The organism is Streptococcus mitis (assembly GCF_008763935.1).
Classification (GTDB): Bacteria; Bacillota; Bacilli; order Lactobacillales; family Streptococcaceae; genus Streptococcus; species Streptococcus mitis_DB.
In genome coordinates, this window is record NZ_VTQF01000006.1 from 26,411 (window position 1) to 46,093 (window position 19,683).

14 protein-coding genes and 1 pseudogene are annotated in these 19,683 nt (G+C 41.2%); 12 read left to right on the top strand and 3 right to left on the bottom strand.

The window, feature by feature from the left end; genetic code table 11:
* The 10 genes and pseudogenes from F9B91_RS08820 (at nt 1) to F9B91_RS08865 (ending at nt 9,843) form a co-directional block, all read left to right on the top strand.
* The gene (locus F9B91_RS08820) at nt 1-717 is read left to right on the top strand and encodes an alpha/beta hydrolase (protein WP_150923020.1); all 717 of its coding nucleotides are present in this window, start codon (nt 1-3) and stop codon (nt 715-717) included.
* Nucleotide 718: 1 nt separating this feature from the next.
* Nucleotides 719-835 (top strand): annotated as a pseudogene (locus F9B91_RS08825) (type II toxin-antitoxin system death-on-curing family toxin); the annotation flags it as partial.
* Between the two features lie 568 nt (nt 836-1,403).
* On the top strand, nt 1,404-2,864 hold the full coding sequence (locus tag F9B91_RS08830; protein ID WP_150923022.1) for an aminotransferase class I/II-fold pyridoxal phosphate-dependent enzyme: 1,461 nt from the start codon (nt 1,404-1,406) through the stop codon (nt 2,862-2,864).
* The gene (gene speE / locus F9B91_RS08835; RefSeq protein ID WP_000366729.1) at nt 2,865-3,725 is read left to right on the top strand and encodes a polyamine aminopropyltransferase; all 861 of its coding nucleotides are present in this window, start codon (nt 2,865-2,867) and stop codon (nt 3,723-3,725) included.
* Entirely contained in the window at nt 3,722-4,981 is a 1,260-nt protein-coding gene (locus F9B91_RS08840) for a saccharopine dehydrogenase family protein (protein WP_150923023.1), read from the top strand. Before speE ends, F9B91_RS08840 begins: the two co-directional genes overlap by 4 nt.
* Nucleotides 4,981-6,108 (top strand): carboxynorspermidine decarboxylase, encoded by a 1,128-nt coding sequence (nspC, locus tag F9B91_RS08845; protein WP_150923025.1) that lies wholly within the window; start codon nt 4,981-4,983, stop codon nt 6,106-6,108. The genes F9B91_RS08840 and nspC overlap by 1 nt, the downstream gene beginning before the upstream one ends.
* Nucleotides 6,105-7,190 (top strand): agmatine deiminase, encoded by a 1,086-nt coding sequence (gene aguA / locus F9B91_RS08850; protein WP_150923026.1) that lies wholly within the window; start codon nt 6,105-6,107, stop codon nt 7,188-7,190. The genes nspC and aguA overlap by 4 nt, the downstream gene beginning before the upstream one ends.
* A 9-nt stretch (nt 7,191-7,199) precedes the next feature.
* Nucleotides 7,200-8,075, top strand: a complete 876-nt coding sequence (gene aguB / locus F9B91_RS08855; protein ID WP_150923028.1) for an N-carbamoylputrescine amidase — start codon at nt 7,200-7,202, stop codon at nt 8,073-8,075.
* 191 nt (nt 8,076-8,266) lie between these two features.
* Entirely contained in the window at nt 8,267-8,968 is a 702-nt protein-coding gene (locus tag F9B91_RS08860) for a response regulator transcription factor (RefSeq protein ID WP_150923030.1), read from the top strand.
* The gene (locus F9B91_RS08865) at nt 8,965-9,843 is read left to right on the top strand and encodes a sensor histidine kinase (RefSeq protein ID WP_150923033.1); all 879 of its coding nucleotides are present in this window, start codon (nt 8,965-8,967) and stop codon (nt 9,841-9,843) included. The genes F9B91_RS08860 and F9B91_RS08865 overlap by 4 nt, the downstream gene beginning before the upstream one ends.
* Before the next feature lie 38 nt (nt 9,844-9,881).
* On the opposite strand, the gene F9B91_RS08870 is transcribed toward F9B91_RS08865, so the two are convergent.
* The 3 genes from F9B91_RS08870 to F9B91_RS08880 all read right to left on the bottom strand — a co-directional run bounded on the left by F9B91_RS08870 (nt 9,882) and on the right by F9B91_RS08880 (nt 12,504).
* The gene (locus tag F9B91_RS08870) at nt 9,882-10,634 is read right to left on the bottom strand and encodes an ABC transporter permease (protein ID WP_150923034.1); all 753 of its coding nucleotides are present in this window, start codon (nt 10,632-10,634) and stop codon (nt 9,882-9,884) included.
* A 10-nt stretch (nt 10,635-10,644) separates the two neighbouring features.
* Nucleotides 10,645-11,553, bottom strand: coding sequence for an ATP-binding cassette domain-containing protein (locus F9B91_RS08875; RefSeq protein ID WP_150923036.1), 909 nt, complete (start codon nt 11,551-11,553; stop codon nt 10,645-10,647).
* Between the two features lie 141 nt (nt 11,554-11,694).
* The gene (locus tag F9B91_RS08880; RefSeq protein WP_150923037.1) at nt 11,695-12,504 is read right to left on the bottom strand and encodes a Cof-type HAD-IIB family hydrolase; all 810 of its coding nucleotides are present in this window, start codon (nt 12,502-12,504) and stop codon (nt 11,695-11,697) included.
* Between the two features lie 117 nt (nt 12,505-12,621).
* On the opposite strand from F9B91_RS08880, the gene rexB reads away from it, so the two are divergent.
* Together rexB and addA are read left to right on the top strand one after the other, a co-directional pair.
* The gene (gene rexB, locus F9B91_RS08885) at nt 12,622-15,897 is read left to right on the top strand and encodes an ATP-dependent nuclease subunit B (protein WP_150923039.1); all 3,276 of its coding nucleotides are present in this window, start codon (nt 12,622-12,624) and stop codon (nt 15,895-15,897) included.
* Nucleotides 15,894-19,544, top strand: a complete 3,651-nt coding sequence (addA, locus tag F9B91_RS08890) for a helicase-exonuclease AddAB subunit AddA (protein ID WP_150923040.1) — start codon at nt 15,894-15,896, stop codon at nt 19,542-19,544. The genes rexB and addA overlap by 4 nt, the downstream gene beginning before the upstream one ends.
* The last annotated feature ends 139 nt before the right edge of the window (nt 19,545-19,683 follow it).

Here is a 19,683-nt window from a genome sequence, read left to right on the forward strand (position 1 = left end):
ATGAAAAAATATTTTATTGGAGGTCTGGGAAGCAATATCTATCATAGCAAGGATTTTCTTCAAGAACTAGATTCGCAGGTTTACTTTCTAAATCCATATGAAAAGCATCTTCGAGATGAAACAGAATTGAAATCATGGTTTAAAAATGAGATTGTAGAGGAAGAATCTATCTGTCTGATAGGTCATTCTCTTGGAGGAGATTTGGCGCGTTATCTTGCATCGGAATTTTATGAAGTGACAAAACTGATTCTTTTGGATGGTGGCTATCTAGATTTAGATAAGATTTTACCTTTAGATGTGGAATTAGAGGAAACAAAAAACTATATTGAATCTCAAGTTGTTTCGGACTTAGATGTTCTTATTTCTAAAGAAAAATCTGAAGCAAAGCATTGGTCAGAAAATATGGAGGAAGCTGTAAGACAGTCCTATCACTGGAATGCAGAGTATAATAGATATGAGTTGGCTATAAATTATGAAAATATAGAAGCGATACTCCGTCTACGAAGAAAAATCCAAGCTTTTAAGAGAGAAGTGGGAGATACCTTGTTTATTAGTCCTCGCTATCCTAATGAAGCTACATGGAGAGAGGAAACCCTAAAAGAATTGCCAGACTATTTTGATACTATTTTTCTAGAGAACGTTAGCCATGAAGTTTATACTGAAGCACCCAAAGAAATCGCTAGTATGATTAATGAGTGGCTCGCTTATTCTCAATGAGCTACTTGTATTGCTTGAAAAAAAGCATGTTTTTGCCAATGCTAATAAACGAACTGCTTTATTCGTTTTGGTGAAATTTATACAATTAAATGGCTATCGTTTTTCTGTTACCATTAAATAAGTACAAGATTCGTTAAGATACATTAAAAAGAACTAGTGGACTAGTTCTTTTTATATCCGCTTTCACATTATACAACTTATACAAATCTATATAAAATATTATTTTTCCGAACAAAAATAGATATTTTTTCAAAAAAGTACTTTACAGAGTGTTGGAAGTATGATATAGTAATAAAGCTTAGAAAATGAGATGATGTTTTCTAGCAAATATAAACCCGAGTAAAAAATGCCTACGGACAGGCAGGGTTGAATGCCGAAGCGTGGTTGAAAAACCACATTATTGATAGGGTTAAAAGCCTACTTTTATAAGTTGATGTTAGGACACTTGTCCTAATTCATAAATTTTAGTGTGGTGAAAGCACACGTCATCTTGTGAAACGATCAATAAAGTACGTAATATTTGCTACTAGAGAGTTAGGAAACATCGGGAACAGACATACTCAACAGAAACAAACATAAAAACGTCAGAAGATTGCAGAGCAGGTGAAAACCTGCTCTTTTTTCATGAGTCAACCTTTAGTTCCTTAGTTTTCATAAGGTTCTAAAAATATGGAAAGGAGTATGTCTTGAAAGAGTTAGATCAAAACCAAGCCCCAATTTATGAGGCTTTGGTGAAACTACGCAAGAAACGGATTGTTCCCTTTGATGTTCCAGGTCACAAGCGCGGACGGGGAAATCCAGAACTTGTCGAACTGTTGGGAGAAAAATGTGTAGGCATTGATGTCAATTCCATGAAACCCTTGGATAATCTTGGTCACCCCATTTCGATTATTCGGGATGCAGAGGAGCTGGCTGCAGATGCTTTTGGAGCTAGCCATGCCTTTCTCATGATTGGAGGAACAACTTCATCGGTGCAGACTATGATTCTGTCAACCTGTAAGGCAGGAGATAAGATTATTTTGCCACGAAATGTCCATAAATCTGCTATCAATGCGCTGGTTCTATGTGGTGCCATTCCCATCTATATCGAGATGAGTGTGGATCCTAAGATTGGTATCGCTTTAGGTCTTGAAAATGACCGAGTAGCGCAGGCAATTAAGGAGCATCCGGATGCCAAGGCTATCCTAATTAACAATCCAACCTACTATGGTATTTGTTCAGATCTTAAGGGGCTAACAGAGATGGCCCATGCTGCAGGAATGAAAGTCTTAGTAGACGAGGCACACGGTGCTCATCTCCACTTTACAGATAAACTTCCTCTATCTGCTATGGATGCAGGAGCAGATATGTCAGCAGTTTCCATGCATAAGTCTGGTGGGAGTTTGACCCAAAGTTCGCTTCTTTTAATCGGGGAGCAGATGAATCCTGAATACGTTCGTCAGATCATCAACCTGACCCAGTCAACATCCGCCTCTTACTTGTTGATGGCTAGTCTGGATATTTCGCGTCGCAACTTGGCTCTTCGTGGTAAAGAGTCGTTTGAGAAGGTCATTGAGCTATCCGAGTACGCTCGTCGTGAAATCAATGCCATTGGCGGTTACTATGCTTACTCAAAAGAGTTAATAGATGGTGTGTCGGTCTGTGATTTTGATGTAACCAAGCTGTCAGTTTACACTCAGGGGATTGGCTTAACAGGTATCGAGGTTTATGACCTCCTACGAGACGAATATGACATTCAGATTGAGTTTGGTGATATTGGCAACATCCTGGCCTATATTTCGATTGGTGACCGCATCCAAGACATTGAACGATTAGTTGGTGCTTTAGCAGATATCAAGAGACTCTATTCACGAGATGGGAAGGACTTGATAGCTGGAGAATATATTCAGCCCGAGTTGGTTTTATCTCCTCAGGAAGCCTTCTATTCAGAGAGAAAAAGTTTGTCTTTAGACGAATCTGTTGGACAAGTCTGTGGAGAATTTGTTATGTGTTACCCACCAGGAATCCCTATCTTGGCTCCTGGTGAACGCATTACACGAGAAATTGTCGATTATATCCAATTTGCCAAGGAACGTGGTTGTTCCCTCCAAGGGACGGAAGATCCTGAGGTCAATCACATCAACGTCATTAAGAGAAAGGAGAACTAGATGGATTTATGGTTTTCTGAAGTTCATACTCCAGATGTGAAATTGTCCCTGAGAACAGCCAAGCAACTCTACGCTGGTAAAAGTGAATGGCAGGATATCGAAGTCTTGGATACACCAGCTTTTGGAAAGATTTTGATTTTAAATGGGCACGTCTTGTTCTCAGATGCTGATGATTTTGTCTACAATGAAATGACCGTTCATGTTCCCATGGCTGTGCATCCCAATCCCAAGAAAGTTTTGGTTATTGGGGGTGGTGACGGTGGTGTTGCTCAAGTATTAACACTCTATCCTGAACTGGAGCAAATCGATATTGTGGAACCAGATGAGATGCTAGTTGAGGTTTGTCGTGAGTATTTCCCGGATTTTGCTTCAGGGCTAGATGATCCTCGTGTTACTATTTACTACCAAAATGGACTACGATTTTTGCGAAACTGTGAAGATGACTACGATATTATCATCAACGATGCGACAGATCCATTTGGACATACGGAAGGGCTCTTTACCAAGGAATTTTACGGCAACAGTTATAGAGCCTTGAAAGAAGACGGCATCATGATTTACCAGCATGGTAGTCCCTTCTTTGACGAAGATGAGTCAGCTTGTCGAAGCATGCACCGCAAGGTCAATCAAGCCTTTCCAATCAGTCGGGTCTATCAGGCCCACATCCCAACTAGCCCTGCTGGTTATTGGTTGTTTGGATTTGCATCGAAAAAATACCACCCTGTCAAGGATTTTGACAAGGAAGGCTGGAAAAAACGCCAGCTTTTCACAGAATATTACACTGCAAACTTACACGTGGGAGCCTTTATGTTGCCCAAGTATGTTGAGGACATTTTAGAAGAAGAGGAAGGAAAAAAATGAGTCGTTTATTAGTTATTGGATGTGGGGGCGTTGCCCAAGTTGCTATTTCAAAGATTTGTCAAGATAGTGAAACCTTTACAGAGATTATGATTGCTAGCCGTACCAAGTCAAAATGTGATGACTTGAAGGCTAAATTAGAAGGCAAAACAAGTACAAAAATTGAGACAGCTGCTCTTGATGCTGACAAGGTAGAAGAAGTGGTTGCCCTGATTGAAAGCTACAAACCAGAAGCTGTTTTGAACGTAGCTTTACCATATCAAGATTTAACCATTATGGATGCTTGTTTGGCAACAGGTGTTCACTATATCGATACAGCCAACTACGAAGCCGAGGATACGGAAGATCCTGAATGGCGTGCTATTTATGAGAAACGTTGCAAGGAACTTGGTTTTACCGCCTACTTTGACTACTCATGGCAATGGGCTTATCAGGAGAAATTCAAAGAAGCAGGCTTGACCGCTCTGCTTGGATCTGGCTTTGACCCAGGTGTAACCAGCGTTTTTTCAGCTTACGCCCTTAAACATTATTTTGATGAAATCCACTATATCGACATTTTAGACTGTAATGGTGGTGACCACGGTTATCCGTTTGCGACAAACTTTAACCCAGAAATCAATCTACGCGAGGTTTCTGCTCCAGGTTCTTACTGGGAAGATGGAAAATGGGTCGAAGTCGAAGCCATGTCTATCAAGCGTGAGTATGATTTCCCTCAAGTTGGACAAAAAGACATGTATCTCCTTCATCACGAAGAAATCGAATCATTGGCGAAAAATATTCCAGGTGTCAAACGCATTCGTTTCTTTATGACCTTTGGTCAATCTTACTTGACGCACATGAAATGTCTTGAAAATGTTGGACTCCTTCGTACTGATACTATTAACTTTAATGGCCAAGAAATTGTTCCAATCCAATTCTTGAAAGCCTTACTTCCAGATCCAGCTAGCCTTGGCCCACGTACAGTTGGTAAAACCAATATCGGTTGTATCTTTACAGGTGTTAAAGACGGTGTTGAAAAGACCATCTACATCTACAATGTTTGTGACCATCAGGAATGTTACGCGGAAGTTGGTTCACAAGCAATTTCTTACACGACAGGAGTTCCAGCCATGATTGGGACAAAATTGGTTATGAACGGAACTTGGAAACAAGCTGGAGTCTATAACCTTGAGGAGTTAGATCCAGATCCATTTATGGAAGCTTTGAATGAGTATGGTTTACCTTGGGTTGTGGTTGAAAATCCACAAATGGTGGACTAATGAAGCTAGAACAAGTACCAACACCAGCCTATGTCATTGACTTGGCCAAGTTAGAAGCAAATTGCCGCATTCTACAATATGTACAAGAAGAAGCTGGTTGCAAGGTTTTGCTTGCCCAGAAGGCATATTCCCTCTACAAAACCTATCCCTTGATTAGCCAGTATCTATCTGGTACAACTGCAAGTGGTCTTTATGAGGCCAAATTGGCAAGGGAAGAATTTCCTGGTGAAGTCCATGTTTTTGCACCTGCTTTCAAAGATTCAGACATGGAAGAATTACTTGAAATCACTGACCACATTGTCTTTAATTCTGAGAGACAGTTGCGTAAACATGGGGCCCGTTGTCGGGAGGCTGGTGTCAGTGTTGGTTTACGTCTCAACCCTCAGTGTTCAACTCAAGGTGATCACGCTCTCTATGATCCTTGCGCCCCTGGATCCCGTTTCGGAGTTACTCTAGACAAGATTCCTAGTGACTTGCTGGAATTGGTAGACGGTCTTCATTTTCATACCCTTTGCGAGCAGGGGGCAGATGATTTACAAACAACTTTGAAAGCAGTAGAAGCGCAGTTTGGTTCGTACTTACATGAGGTCAAATGGCTCAATATGGGTGGCGGACATCACATCACGAGAGAAGGTTACGATGTGGATTTGCTGATTTCAGAAATCAAGCGTATACGAGAAACTTACAATCTTGAAATCTATATCGAGCCGGGTGAAGCCATTGCGCTCAATGCTGGTTATCTAGCAACTGAAGTATTGGATATTGTCGAAAACGGTATGGAGATCTTGGTTTTAGATGCCTCTGCAACCTGCCATATGCCTGATGTACTTGAGATGCCCTATCGTCCACCTTTGAGAAATGGATTTGAGGCTCAGGAAAAAGCCCATACCTATAGACTTTCTTCCAATACCTGTCTGACGGGTGATGTGATTGGCGATTATAGTTTTGAAAATCCAGTCCAAATCGGTGACAGACTTTATTTTGAAGACATGGCTATTTACTCATTTGTCAAAAATAATACCTTTAACGGTATTGGCTTGCCAAGTCTCTATCTTATGGACGAGCAGGGTGACTGCAGCTTAGTCAAAGCCTTTGGATATCAAGATTTTAAAGGGAGATTATCATGATGGACAGTCCCAAAAAATTAGGCTATCGCATGCCAGCAGAGTATGAACCTCATCATGGTACCCTCATGATATGGCCGACTCGACCAGGTTCATGGCCCTTTCAAGGAAAAGCTGCTAAAGCAGCATTTAGCCAGATTATTAAGACCATAGCAGAAGGGGAAAGAGTCTATCTTTTGGTGGACCAAGACTACTTAGCTGAAGCCCAATCTTATCTTGGAGACAAGATTGTTTATCTAGATATTCCTACCAATGATGCCTGGGCGCGTGATACAGGTCCGACTATTCTCCTTAATGATAAAAGGGAAAAGTTGGCAGTAGACTGGTCTTTCAATGCTTGGGGTGGTGCTGTTGATGGTCTTTATCAAGATTATGAAGATGATGACCAAGTAGCCAGTCGTTTTGCTGAGGCCTTGGAAATGCCTGTTTACGATGCCAAACCTTTTGTCCTAGAAGGCGGAGCAATCCATAGCGATGGTCAAGGAACCATTCTCGTGACTGAAAGTTGCTTGCTTAGTTCTGGTCGCAATCCTCATCTGACTAAAGAGGAAATCGAAAACACCTTATTAGAGAGCCTTGGAGCTGAAAAAGTTATCTGGCTTCCTTATGGTATTTATCAGGATGAAACCAATGAACACGTTGACAATGTTGCTGCCTTTGTTGGTCCTGCTGAGCTTGTTTTGGCTTGGACAGACGACAAAAACGATCCTCAGTATGCCATGTCAAAAGCAGATCTCGAACTTTTAGAGCAAGAAACAGATGTAAAAGGTCGCCCTTTCACTATTCATAAGCTTCCTATCCCAGCTATTCATCAGGTTGTCTCTAATGAGGATTTGCCAGGCTACATCTATGAAGAAGGAGAAGAAGAGCGATACGCAGGTGAACGACTAGCAGCTTCCTACGTAAACTTTTATATCGCCAACAAGGCTGTCCTTGTTCCCCAGTTTCAAGATGTCAATGACCAAGTGGCCTTAGATATCCTCAGCAAGTGTTTTCCAGACCGTAAAGTTGTCGGAATACTAGCAAGAGATATTCTTTTAGGTGGTGGCAATATCCACTGTATCACCCAACAAATCCCAGAATAGGAGAAAAAGATGAGAAATGTAAGAGTTGCAGCCATTCAGATGCAATGCGCCAAGGATGTGGCAACAAATATTCAAACAGCGGAGCGCTTAGTACGTCAGGCTGCAGAACAAGGCGCACAAATCATTCTCTTACCAGAGTTGTTTGAACGTCCCTATTTCTGTCAGGAACGTCAGTATGACTACTACCAGCATGCCCAGTCGGTGACAGACAATACAGCTATTCAGCATTTTAAAGTTCTTGCTAAAGAACTACAGGTTGTTCTACCGATTAGTTTCTATGAAAAAGATGGTAATGTCTTGTATAACTCTATTGCCGTCATTGATGCAGATGGGGAAGTGCTGGGCGTTTATCGGAAAACCCACATACCAGATGATCATTATTACCAAGAAAAGTTTTATTTCACGCCTGGCAATACAGGTTTCAAGGTCTGGGATACTCGCTATGCTAAGATTGGGATCGGTATCTGTTGGGATCAATGGTTCCCTGAAACAGCGCGCTGTCTTGCGTTAAATGGTGCTGAATTGCTCTTTTATCCTACAGCCATCGGTTCAGAGCCGATTTTGGATACAGATAGTTGTGGTCATTGGCAACGTACCATGCAAGGACACGCAGCAGCAAATATTGTCCCAGTTATTGCAGCCAATCGCTATGGCTTGGAAGAAGTCACTCCTAGTGAGGAAAATGGTGGACAGAGTTCCAGTCTTGACTTCTACGGTTCATCCTTTATGACAGATGAAACAGGAGCTATTCTAGAGCGAGCTGAAAGACAAGCTGAAGCTGTTCTGTTAGCTACTTATGACCTAGACAAGGGAGCAAGCGAACGCCTAAACTGGGGCTTGTTTCGAGATAGAAGACCCGAAATGTATCAACGCATTACGGACTAGTAGGAGAGAAATGAGAGATTCATTCTGCTAGATTAACTTCTTATTTTTAACTATAAGGATACTAGGTCATCTAGCAAGTGGATTTTATATTTTAACTCTCTAAGGCTTTCTCGCGCTTTTATGCGAGGAGCTTTTCTGTTTAAGCTTTATCAATAAAACATGCTATAATAGTTGTAGAAAGGTTGGTATTTATGGCTAGGATATTGGTTATTGAAGACAATAGTGACATTCAAGAGATTTTGCGAACACTTCTTACTGAGGAGCATGAGGTGATTCAAGCCTTTTCAGGAACTGAAGGCATCATGCGTTTTGACCAAGGTGGGATTGAACTCGTTTTGCTAGATATCATGCTTCCTGGGAAAAATGGGGATCAGGTTTTAAAAGACATCAGGGAACAAAGCCAAACTCCAGTCATTATGCTAACGGCTTTGAGCGATAAGAAGTTAATCAGTCAATACCTCTTAGACGGTGCCAATGATTACATAGTCAAACCTTTTGATTTGGATGAAGTCTTTGCCAGAGTTACTGTTCAGTTACGCCAAAGTGTAGAAAAACAGCCTATGGAAATAGAAAAAACTGAACATCTGCCACAAAACTTGAAAAATATCCAGTTTGATGCAGAAAGTTTTGAAATCAAAAATAGTCAGGAAACGATTCGCCTTGCCAAGAAAGAATGCTTGATTCTCCAAACTCTCCTTAAACATCCTAAGAAAATTTTCACCAAGGAAGAACTTTATGAATTGGTCTGGGAGGATAGCTACCTACCTGGAGATAATACCCTCAATACGCATTTGAGTAATCTTCGTAAAAAATTAAACCAGCTTGACCCAAATCAAGAATATATTGAAACCATTTGGGGAGTTGGGGTAAGATTAAAAGGAGACAAGCAATGACCTACATGATAATCTTTATCCTACTGGTACTCCTGATTATTTTATCGATTTCATTGATTCGCTACCATCTAGCACTTAAAAACTTGAGTCAACAGATTGAAGACAAGATTCTCACGGGTAGTATGAAAAGAGTCGGAGTCAACATTTTTTCCAAACATTTTTTACAACTCTACCAGCAGATTGAGAATTTATTTCAGGAAGTGGAACAATCTCGACTGGTTATGAAAAGGGAAAAGCAGACTCTGGATATGGCCATCAGCAATATCGCTCATGATATTCGGACCCCTTTGACTATCGCGTCAGGCTACACCCAACAATTGATAAAATCTCCTGAAGACAAATCAGAAACCTTACAAAAAATAGCCCAGCATCTTGATTTAGTTTCTAAACGTTTGGAGGCTCTTCTAGAATATCGTCGTTTGATGGAAGGGGCTGTCAAACCGAAACTGGAAGAAGTGGATCTTTCAGCTTTTATCACCAAAAAGACTCTGGCTTATTATGATGTTTTTCAGGCGGCAAATATCACGCTTGATTTTAAGGTTGAAGCTGGTTTGAAAATGAGGACTGATGAAGACTTATTGGATAGAATTTTACAAAATCTGCTTGGAAATGTCCTCAAGCATGGCAAGGAAGAAGCGCGTCTATCTTTGAGAAAAGAAAAAGAACAGCTTGTCCTAGAACTTGCAAATCTTGTCAAACAACCCATCAAAAAAATAGAAAATCTCAGCAACCGTTTTTATTCTGAAAATCTATCTGATACAGAAGAATCCTCTGGTTTAGGCCTTTATATCACTGAGGAATTATGCCATCTTCTCGGTGCAGAGATGAAACTAAGCACAGATGGACAGTGGTTGTCGGTTTGCATTTACTTTTAACGAAAGAAACCTCCTCTGTAGGCTAGAGGAGGTCATTTTTATAGATTTTTCTTTTTGAAAACTGTCAGTCCACCTATATTAAAGATTACAATAACAGCTAAGCTAACTATAAGTGTGTAGAGAATTGACTCACTATTAGCAGTCATAGCATAGAAAAATTGCAATGATAAATATGGCAAAATTTTTATATTTGGAAAAATGAGCATTGGCATAGATAGTAAGATAGAGCTGACCAAATAACCAATAAATACCGCAATATAAGAATGACTAACATAGAGGATGAAGGAAACAATGGAAAGCCAAGCAAGGAGGCAAAGGAATTGAAGGGAAATGGTTATCAGTAGATTTCCAATAAAGTCATCAGGCATGGTTCCAAATCCATTTAAGATCGTTGCTGGAATAAAGGCAATCACAAGGCTGATGATGACTTGTAAAAGTGCAATAGAAGCCAATACAAAGGCTTTCGCTAGAAAAAACTCGGTACGAGAGACACCCACTGTTAAATTATTTTTATAGAGTTTGCCGATTAAATCAACTCCAAGAACGAGGCAGGCTAGGACGATACAGAGAAAAACGAGGTTTGAACCTTGACTAGATGCGTTAATAAGTGCCTGTACACCGTCCCAACCATGGGTTGGAATTTCTGGTTCTTCTGTATTGATTGCCATTAGATGGCCAGTAGCCCCAAAAACAGCCCCCATTAACATGATTACAAAGAGAATGAACTCTGTAATCCAGAATCCTTTGGAACGGAAAAGACGGTAAAAGTCTGCTTGAATGGTATGTATCATGATTTTCCTCCTATTCGACCAATTGAGTGAAGTATTCTTCTAGGTTTTGACGGGCATAGTAAATCTCGTCAATAGCAACATCTGCCAAGGTTAATTCCTTGAGAATCTGTTTGACATCTTGTTCCTGACCAAAGATATGGATTTCGTTTTCAGGATTAACAACCTTGAACTGGAGCTGGATTTGTTCTTTCAATACTTGACAAGCTTTCTCTTGGTCGACTGTCTTAAGGACAATATAATCCTCACTTAGTGTTTCAAATTCAGCTTTGCTGATTTCACGAATAATCTTGCCTTGATCTAAAATACCAAAACGATTGGCTAGGAGATAGAGTTCTGACAAGATATGGCTAGAGATGAGAATGGTGATTCCTTTTTCTTGATTGAGCCGTTGAATCATCAGACGAAATTCTTTGATACCAATTGGGTCAAGTCCGTTGATAGGTTCATCTAAGATCAGGAAGTCTGGTTTGGAGAGAAGGGCAATGGCGATGCCAAGTCTTTGCTTCATTCCTAGCGAGAAATCTCGAAAGACTTTTTTACCTGTATCTGACAAGCCTACATAGTCCAGCGTTTCTCGAATGACTTGATCAGCATTTGGAATATGACGAATCATACAGTAATATTTCAGATTTTGATAGGCTGTTAAGTGATTATGGGCTACAGGTGATTCGATCACTGAACCTACTCGAGATAGAGACTTGGTCCACTCATTTTCCGTTTTGCTGGAGAAGAGGGAAACAGTTCCCTTATCCGCAAACAGTAGTTGCGTAATGATTTTTATTAAGGTAGTCTTCCCAGCTCCATTCTTTCCTATAAGCCCATAAATATCTCCCTCTCTTATCGTTAGATGAAGATCCTGAAGAATAGCTTGTTTGGCAAAGTTTTTGGACAATCCATGAATCTCAAGTACTGTTTTCATGATTCTCTCCTTTTGATTTATTTTGATAACTTTAGTATAAAGCATAGAAATCAAAGAAAGCTCAAGCATTTCTAAAGAGTTTCTAAAGTTTTAGGAATTCTTAAATATCAAAACCCAGTTGACACAAACTGGGCTTCTTAATTATAAAATATATTTTTCAATCGCACGCGCGACGCCATCTTCTTCGTTGCTGGCTGTAACGTCATCAGCTAGGGATTTGACATAATCGCTGGCATTTCCCATAGCAATCCCAAGTCCTGCAAACTGGAGCATTTCGATATCGTTATTAGCATCGCCCATAGCCATAATTTCTGAAGGCTCAATATTCAAAATATCAGCTAGTCGAGAAAGAGCAGTAGCCTTTGTCGTTCCAAGTGGCATGGCTTCATAGATAACAGGCTGCGAACGAACTCCGCTAAATCGTTGACAGAGTTCCTCAGCAAAACGCTGCTCAAAATCATCTGTTTGCTCTTTTGTTCCCAAAAACATTCCTTGGAACATACGAAACTTGCCACTAGTCGCTTCCTCAAGGGAAATTTCAGTCAGGTCTGAAAAGACTAGCTTAGCATCATTTTGAATGATTTCATTAGGCTTACCTCCGAGGACAAAATAATGTTCCTCATCAAAAAGTGTCAACTGAACCTCACTCTTTTCAGTAAGCTCATAGAGGTATTCAATGTCAGCTGGACTGAGTTCTTGCCAATCAACCAAACTCCAATCACTTGTCTGGTGAGTTGAGCAACCGTTGTTAACAATGACATATTCGTTCTGGAGATCAAGCCCCAGTTTTTTATAGTAGGGGAGGACACCGAAAAGGGGGCGGCCCGTACAAAGTACCAGTTTGACACCTTTTTCAAGAGCTTGGTGAATAGCAGTAATATGAGCTTGTGGGATTTCCTTGGCTTCATTGAGGAGGGTTCCGTCCATATCCAAGGCTAGTAGTTTAATCATAAGACTTCCTTCTTTATCTTTTGGTATTATTATAGCATATTTTGGAGGAAAGGAGGAGGAATCTTCGGGCTAATCATGGTATAATAAAAGGTAATGAAAAATTCCAACGAGGCTGAGATGAAATTACTTTATACTGATATTCGGACTTCTTTGACTGAAATTCTAACCAGAGAGGCGGAGGAGCTAGTTGCTGTGGGCAAGCGGGTCTTCTACATCGCTCCCAACTCTCTTTCTTTTGAAAAGGAACGTGCCGTGCTGGAATGCTTGTCCCAGCAGGCTTCTTTTGCGATTACTGTTACGCGCTTTGCTCAAATGGCTCGTTATCTGATTTTGAATGACTTGCCTGCCAAGACCAGTCTAGATGACATCGGTCTTGGGATGGCCTTTTACAAATGCCTTGCCGAACTTGATCCTAAGGATTTACGTGTTTATGGAGCTATCAAGCAGGATCCTCAATTTATCCAGCAGTTGATTGAGCTTTACCACGAGATGACCAAAGCTCAGATGAGTTTTTTGGACTTGGAGAGTTTGACGGATGAGGACAAGAGAGCCGATTTACTCTTGATTTTTGAGAAGGTAACGGCCTACCTCAATCAAGGTCAGTTGACTCAGGGAAGTCAGTTGTCCCATTTGATTGAGGCTATTGAGAATGACAAAGTTAGTAGTGATTTTACTCAAATCGCCTTGGTTATTGATGGATTTACTCGTTTTTCTGCTGAGGAAGAGCGGATTGTGGACTTACTTCATGGCAAGGGTGTTAAGATTGTTATTGGGGCTTACGCTAGTAAGAAAGCCTATACCAGCCCTTTTAGCGAGGGCAATCTCTACCAAGCCAGTGTGGAGTTTCTCCATCATCTAGCCTCTAAATACCAAACTCCTGCTCTGGATTATTCTCAAACTCATGAGCAGATGGATAGCTTTGACAAGGCCTCTCGTTTGCTGGAGTCTTCTTATGACTTTTCAGAACTCACTTTGGATGTCGATGATAAGGACCGGGAAAATCTGCAAATCTGGTCTTGCTTGACACAAAAGGAGGAGTTGGAGTTAGTAGCCCGTAGCATTCGTCAGAAATTACATGAGAACTCAGACCTGAGCTACAAGCATTTTCGTATTCTCTTGGGGGATGTAGCTTCTTATCAATTATCTCTAAAAACGATTTTTGACCAGTATCAGATTCCTTTCTATCTTGGTAGAAGCGAATCCATGGCTCATCATCCCTTGACACAGTTTGTCGAATCTATTTTAGCTTTAAAACGCTATCGTTTCCGTCAGGAAGATTTGATTAACCTTCTCAGAACTGGTTTGTATACCGACCTTAGTCAGGCTGATATTGATGCTTTTGAGCAATATATCCGCTATCTTGGTATCAATGGCTTGCCAGCCTTTCAGCAAGCCTTCACCAAATTCCACCATGGAAAATTTAATTTGGAACGTTTAAATGCTCTTCGTCTGCGTATTTTAACCCCTCTTGAGACTCTTTTTGCTAGCCGAAAACAAAAGGCTGAAAATCTCTTGCAAAAGTGGAACTCTTTTCTAAAAGAAGGAGCTGTGACCAAGCAGCTCCAAGATTTGACAGCCACTATGGAAGCTCTTGATCAGGAAAGACAGACTGAAGTTTGGAAAGCCTTCTGTCATGTTTTAGAACAATTTGCGACTGTTTTTGCTGGTTCGCAAGTTAATCTAGAGGACTTTCTAGCCTTGCTCCATTCTGGAATGAGCCTATCTCAGTATCGCACCATTCCAGCAACAGTGGACACTGTCCTGGTGCAGAGTTACGATTTGATTGCACCCTTAACGGCTGACTTTGTCTACGCCATTGGGCTAACACAGGACAATTTACCAAAAATTGCCCAAAATACCAGTCTTTTGACAGACGAAGAAAGACAGAGACTAAACCAAGCGACAGAAGATGGGGCACAATTGCTGATTGCCAGCAGTGAAAATCTCAAGAAAAATCGCTATACTATGCTTTCCTTGGTCAATTCTGCTCGTAAGCAGTTGGTCTTGTCGGCTCCAAGCCTTTTTAACGAAAGTGAAAGCAAGGAATCTGCCTATCTTCAAGAGTTGGTCAATTTTGGATTTAGGCGGAAAGAGAAGAGGATGAATCACAAAGGGCTGTCTAAGGAAGATATGGGGTCCTATCACAGTCTTTTGTCCAGTCTGGTTGCCTATCACCAGCAGGGCGAGACGAGTGATACTGAGCAAGATTTGACCTTTGTCAAGGTTCTTGCGCGTGTGATGGGTAAAAAACTAGAACAGCAAGGTCTGGAAAATCCAGCCCTCCCAATCAGTCCAAGCAGTAAGCAGTTGACCAAGGATACCTTACAGGCTCTCTATCCAGCTGACAAGGAATTTTACCTGTCTACGTCTGGTTTGACGGAGTTTTACCGAAACCAATACAGTTATTTCCTCCGCTACGTTTTAGGCTTGCAAGAGGAATTACGTCTACGTCCTGATGCCCGCAGTCATGGGAATTTCTTACACCGCATTTTTGAACGCGCCTTGCAGTTGCCTGACGAAGATTCCTTTGACAAACGTTTAGAACAAGCTATCCAAGAAACCAGTCAAGAACGCGAATTTGAAGCCATTTATCAAGAAAGTTTGGAAGCCCAGTTTACCAAAGAAGTTTTGCTTGATGTTGCACGGACGACTGGTCACATTCTCCGCCATAATCCAGCCATCGAAACCATCAAAGAAGAAGCAAATTTCGGTGGGAAAGAGCAAGCCTTTATTCAATTGGATAATGGGCGCAGTGTCTTTGTACGAGGTAAGGTTGACCGCATTGACCGATTGAAAGCTGATGGGGCGATAGGAGTAGTAGACTACAAGTCTAGTCTAACTCAGTTCCAGTTTCCTCATTTCTTTAATGGGCTCAATTCCCAGTTGCCAACCTATCTAGCTGCCCTAAAAAGAGAAGGGGAGCAGAACTTTTTCGGTGCCATGTACTTGGAAATGGCTGAGCCTGTCCAATCTCTGATGGCCGTTAAAAGTCTGGCAGGTGCAGTAGTAGAAGCTAGCAAGTCAATGAAATACCAAGGCCTCTTTTTAGAAAAAGAAAGCAGTCATTTGGGTGAATTTTACAATAAAAACAAGGCTAATCAGCTGACAGATGAGGAATTCCAGCTCCTGCTGGACTACAATGCCCAACTTTACAAGAAAGCAGCTGAGAAAATTTTAGCAGGTCAGTTCGCCATTAATCCTTATACTGAAAATGGCAGAAGTATTGCACCGTATGTTCAGCAACATCAAGCCATCACCGGATTTGAAGCCAATTACCACTTGGGCCAAGCCCGTTTCCTAGAAAAGTTGGACTTAACTGATGGCAAGCGTCTGGTCGGAGAAAAACTCAAGCAAGCTTGGTTTGAAAAAATAAGAGAGGAGTTGAATCGATGAAGCCCATTCCCTTTTTAACTGAGGAGGAAATTCAAAAACTGCAAGAAGCTGAAGCAAATTCGAGTAAGGAACAGAAGAAAACTACCGAGCAAATTGAAGCCATCTACACTTCTGGCCAGAATATTTTAGTCTCAGCATCAGCTGGTTCTGGGAAGACCTTTGTTATGGCAGAGCGTATTCTGGATCAGTTAGCGCGTGGAGTGGAAATCAGTCAACTCTTTATCTCAACCTTTACCGTTAAGGCTGCGACTGAACTTAAGGAACGTTTAGAGAAAAAAATCAGCCAACAAATCCAAGAAACGGATGATGTCGAGCTCAAACAACACTTGGGCCGCCAGTTGGCAGACCTACCCAACGCTGCCATCGGAACCATGGACTCTTTCACACAAAAATTCCTTGGTAAACATGGCTATCTGATTGATATTGCACCTAATTTCCGTATTTTACAAAACCAAAGCGAGCAACTCCTTCTAAAAAATGAAGTCTTTCATGAGGTCTTTGAAGCCCATTACCAAGGCAAACAGAAAGAAAAGTTTAGTCATTTGCTGAAAAACTTTGCTGGACGTGGCAAGGATGAACGTGGTCTGCGCCAGCAAGTCTATAAAATCTATGACTTCCTCCAATCCACCAGCAACCCTCAAAAGTGGCTGAGTGAATCTTTCTTAAAAGGCTTTGAAAAAGCTGATTTTACCAGTGAAAAAGAAAAACTGATTGAGCAAATCAAACAAGCCCTTTGGGACTTGGAAAGTTTTTTCCGTTATCATCTGGATAATGATGCCAAGGAGTTTCCAAAGGCTGCTTATCTAGAAAACGTTCAGTTAATTCTGGATGAAGTTGGCTCCTTAAATCAGGAGTCCGATAGTCAGGCTTATCAAGCAGTGCTTGCGCGTGTTGTCGCCATTTCGAAAGAGAAAAACGGCCGAGCTCTGACCAATGCAAGTCGTAAGGCTGATTTGAAGCCACTGGCTGATGCCTACAACGAAGAAAGAAAGTCTCAGTTTGCTAAACTAGGACAATTATCAGACCAGATAACCATTCTCGACTATCAAGAACGTTATCATGGAGACACCTGGGAACTAGCTAAAACTTTCCAAACTTTCATGAGTGATTTTGTGGAGGCTTATCGTCAGCGTAAACGTCAGGAAAATGCCTTTGAATTCGCTGATATCAGCCATTACACTATTGAGATTTTAGAGAATTTTACTCAAGTCCGTGAGGCTTATCAGGAACGTTTCCACGAAGTCATGGTCGATGAGTATCAGGATACCAACCACATTCAAGAACGGATGTTGGAATTGCTGTCTAATGGCCACAATCGCTTTATGGTGGGAGATATCAAGCAGTCCATCTATCGTTTCCGTCAGGCAGATCCGCAGATTTTCAATGAAAAATTCCAACGCTATGCACAGAATCCTAAAGAGGGCAAGCTGATTCTCCTCAAGGAAAATTTCCGTAGTAGTTCAGAAGTGCTGTCAGCAACCAATGATGTTTTTGAGCGTCTTATGGACCAAGAAGTCGGCGAAATCAACTATGATAACATGCACCAGCTTGTCTTTGCCAATACCAAACTGACTCCCAATACAGACAACAAGGCAGAATTTCTCCTCTATGACAAGGACGACACAGATGAGGAAGAAGAGGGGCAGGCAGAAACGAAACTAACAGGCGAAATGCGCTTAGTCATCAAGGAGATTCTGAAACTCCATAAGGAACAAGGTGTTACCTTTAAAGAAATTGCCCTTCTGACCTCAAGTCGCAGTCGTAATGACCAGATTCTTATCGCCCTGTCTGAGTATGGAATTCCTGTCAAAACTGACGGAGAGCAAAACAATTATCTCCAATCCCTAGAAGTGCAAGTCATGCTAGACACTCTTCGTGTCATTCATAATCCCCTGCAAGACTATGCCTTGGTTGCCCTTATGAAGTCTCCAATGTTTGGCTTTGATGAGGACGAGTTAGCACGTTTATCTCTTCAGAAAGCGGAGGATAAAGTCCAAGAAAATCTCTATGAGAAACTGGTCAATGCACAAAAAATGGTAAGTAGCCAAAAAGTCTTGATTCACTCAGCTCTAGCTGAGAAACTAAAGCAATTCATGGATATCTTGGTTTCTTGGCGCCTGTATGCCAAAACCCACTCCCTATATGACTTGATTTGGAAGATTTATAACGACCGTTTTTATTATGATTATGTGGGGGCTTTACCAAATGGTCTTGCTAGACAGGCTAATCTCTATGCACTAGCTCTGCGTGCTGATCAATTTGAAAAGAGCAATTTCAAAGGCTTGTCGCGTTTTATTGGTATGATTAACCAAGTTTTAGAAGCTCAGCACGATTTGGCAAGCGTGGCTGTCGCACCGCCCAAGGATGCTGTAGAACTTATGACTATTCACAAGAGTAAAGGGCTAGAGTTTCCTTACGTCTTTATTCTCAATATGGATCAAGATTTCAACAAGCAAGACTCTATGTCAGAAGTCATTCTCAGCCGTCAGAATGGTCTTGGTGTCAAATATATTGCCAAAATGGAGACAGGGGCAGTAGAAGACTACTATCCTAAAACCATCAAACTCTCCATTCCTAGTCTGACTTATAGACAGAATGAAGAGGAATTACAGCTAGCAAGCTATTCAGAACAGATGCGCCTTCTTTATGTTGCTATGACAAGGGCTGAGAAAAAGCTCTATCTTGTCGGTAAAGGTTCTCGTGAAAAGCTGGAAGCTAAGGAATACCCAGCAGCTAAAAATGGAAAACTAAACAGCAACACTAGACTTCAAGCAAGGAATTTCCAAGATTGGATTTGGGCTATCAGCAAAGTGTTTGCAAAGGATCATCTCAATTTTAGCTATCGTTTTGTTGGTGAAGATCAGCTGACTAGAGAATCTATCGGAGAGTTGGAAAACAAAAGTCCTCTCCAAGATAGCTCCCAAGCAGACAATCGTCAGTCAAATACCATTAAAGAAGCTCTTGAAATGCTGAAAGAAGTTGAAGTTTATAATACTCTTCACCGCGCAGCCATTGAACTTCCTAGTGTTCAAACCCCAAGTCAAATCAAGAAATTCTACGAACCTGTTATGGATATGGAAGGTGTTGAGATTGCAAGTCAAGGACAGTCAGTAGACAAGAAAATCAACTTTGATTTGCCAGATTTTTCAACCAAAGAAAAGGTAACAGGAGCTGAGATTGGTAGTGCCACCCACGAACTCATGCAGAGAATGGATCTCAGTCAGCGACCAACTCTTGCTAGCCTGACAGAAACTCTCAAACAAGTTCAAACTAGCCAAGCTGTCAGAGACAAGATCAATCTTGCTAAAATTCTTGCATTCTTTGACACAGCACTCGGTCAGGAAATTCTCGCTAATACCAACCATCTTTATCGCGAGCAACCTTTTTCCATGCTCAAACGAGACCAAAAGAGTCAGGAAGACTTCGTTGTCCGTGGTATCCTTGATGGCTATCTACTTTACGAAGATAAAATTGTTCTGTTTGACTATAAGACAGACCGCTATGATGAACCGAGTCAACTCGTAGACCGCTATCGTGGTCAGTTATCCCTATACGGAGAAGCTTTATCACGATCCTATTCGATTGAAAATATTGAAAAATACTTGATTTTACTCGGTAAAGACGAGGTTCAAGTTGTAAAAGTATAATTTATACTCTTCGAAAATCTCTTCAAACCACGTCAGCTTCAGCTTGCTGTAGATATGGTTACTGACTTCGTCAGTTCTATCCACAACCTCAAAACTGTGTTTTGAGCTGACTTCGTCAGTCTTATCTACAACCTCAAAA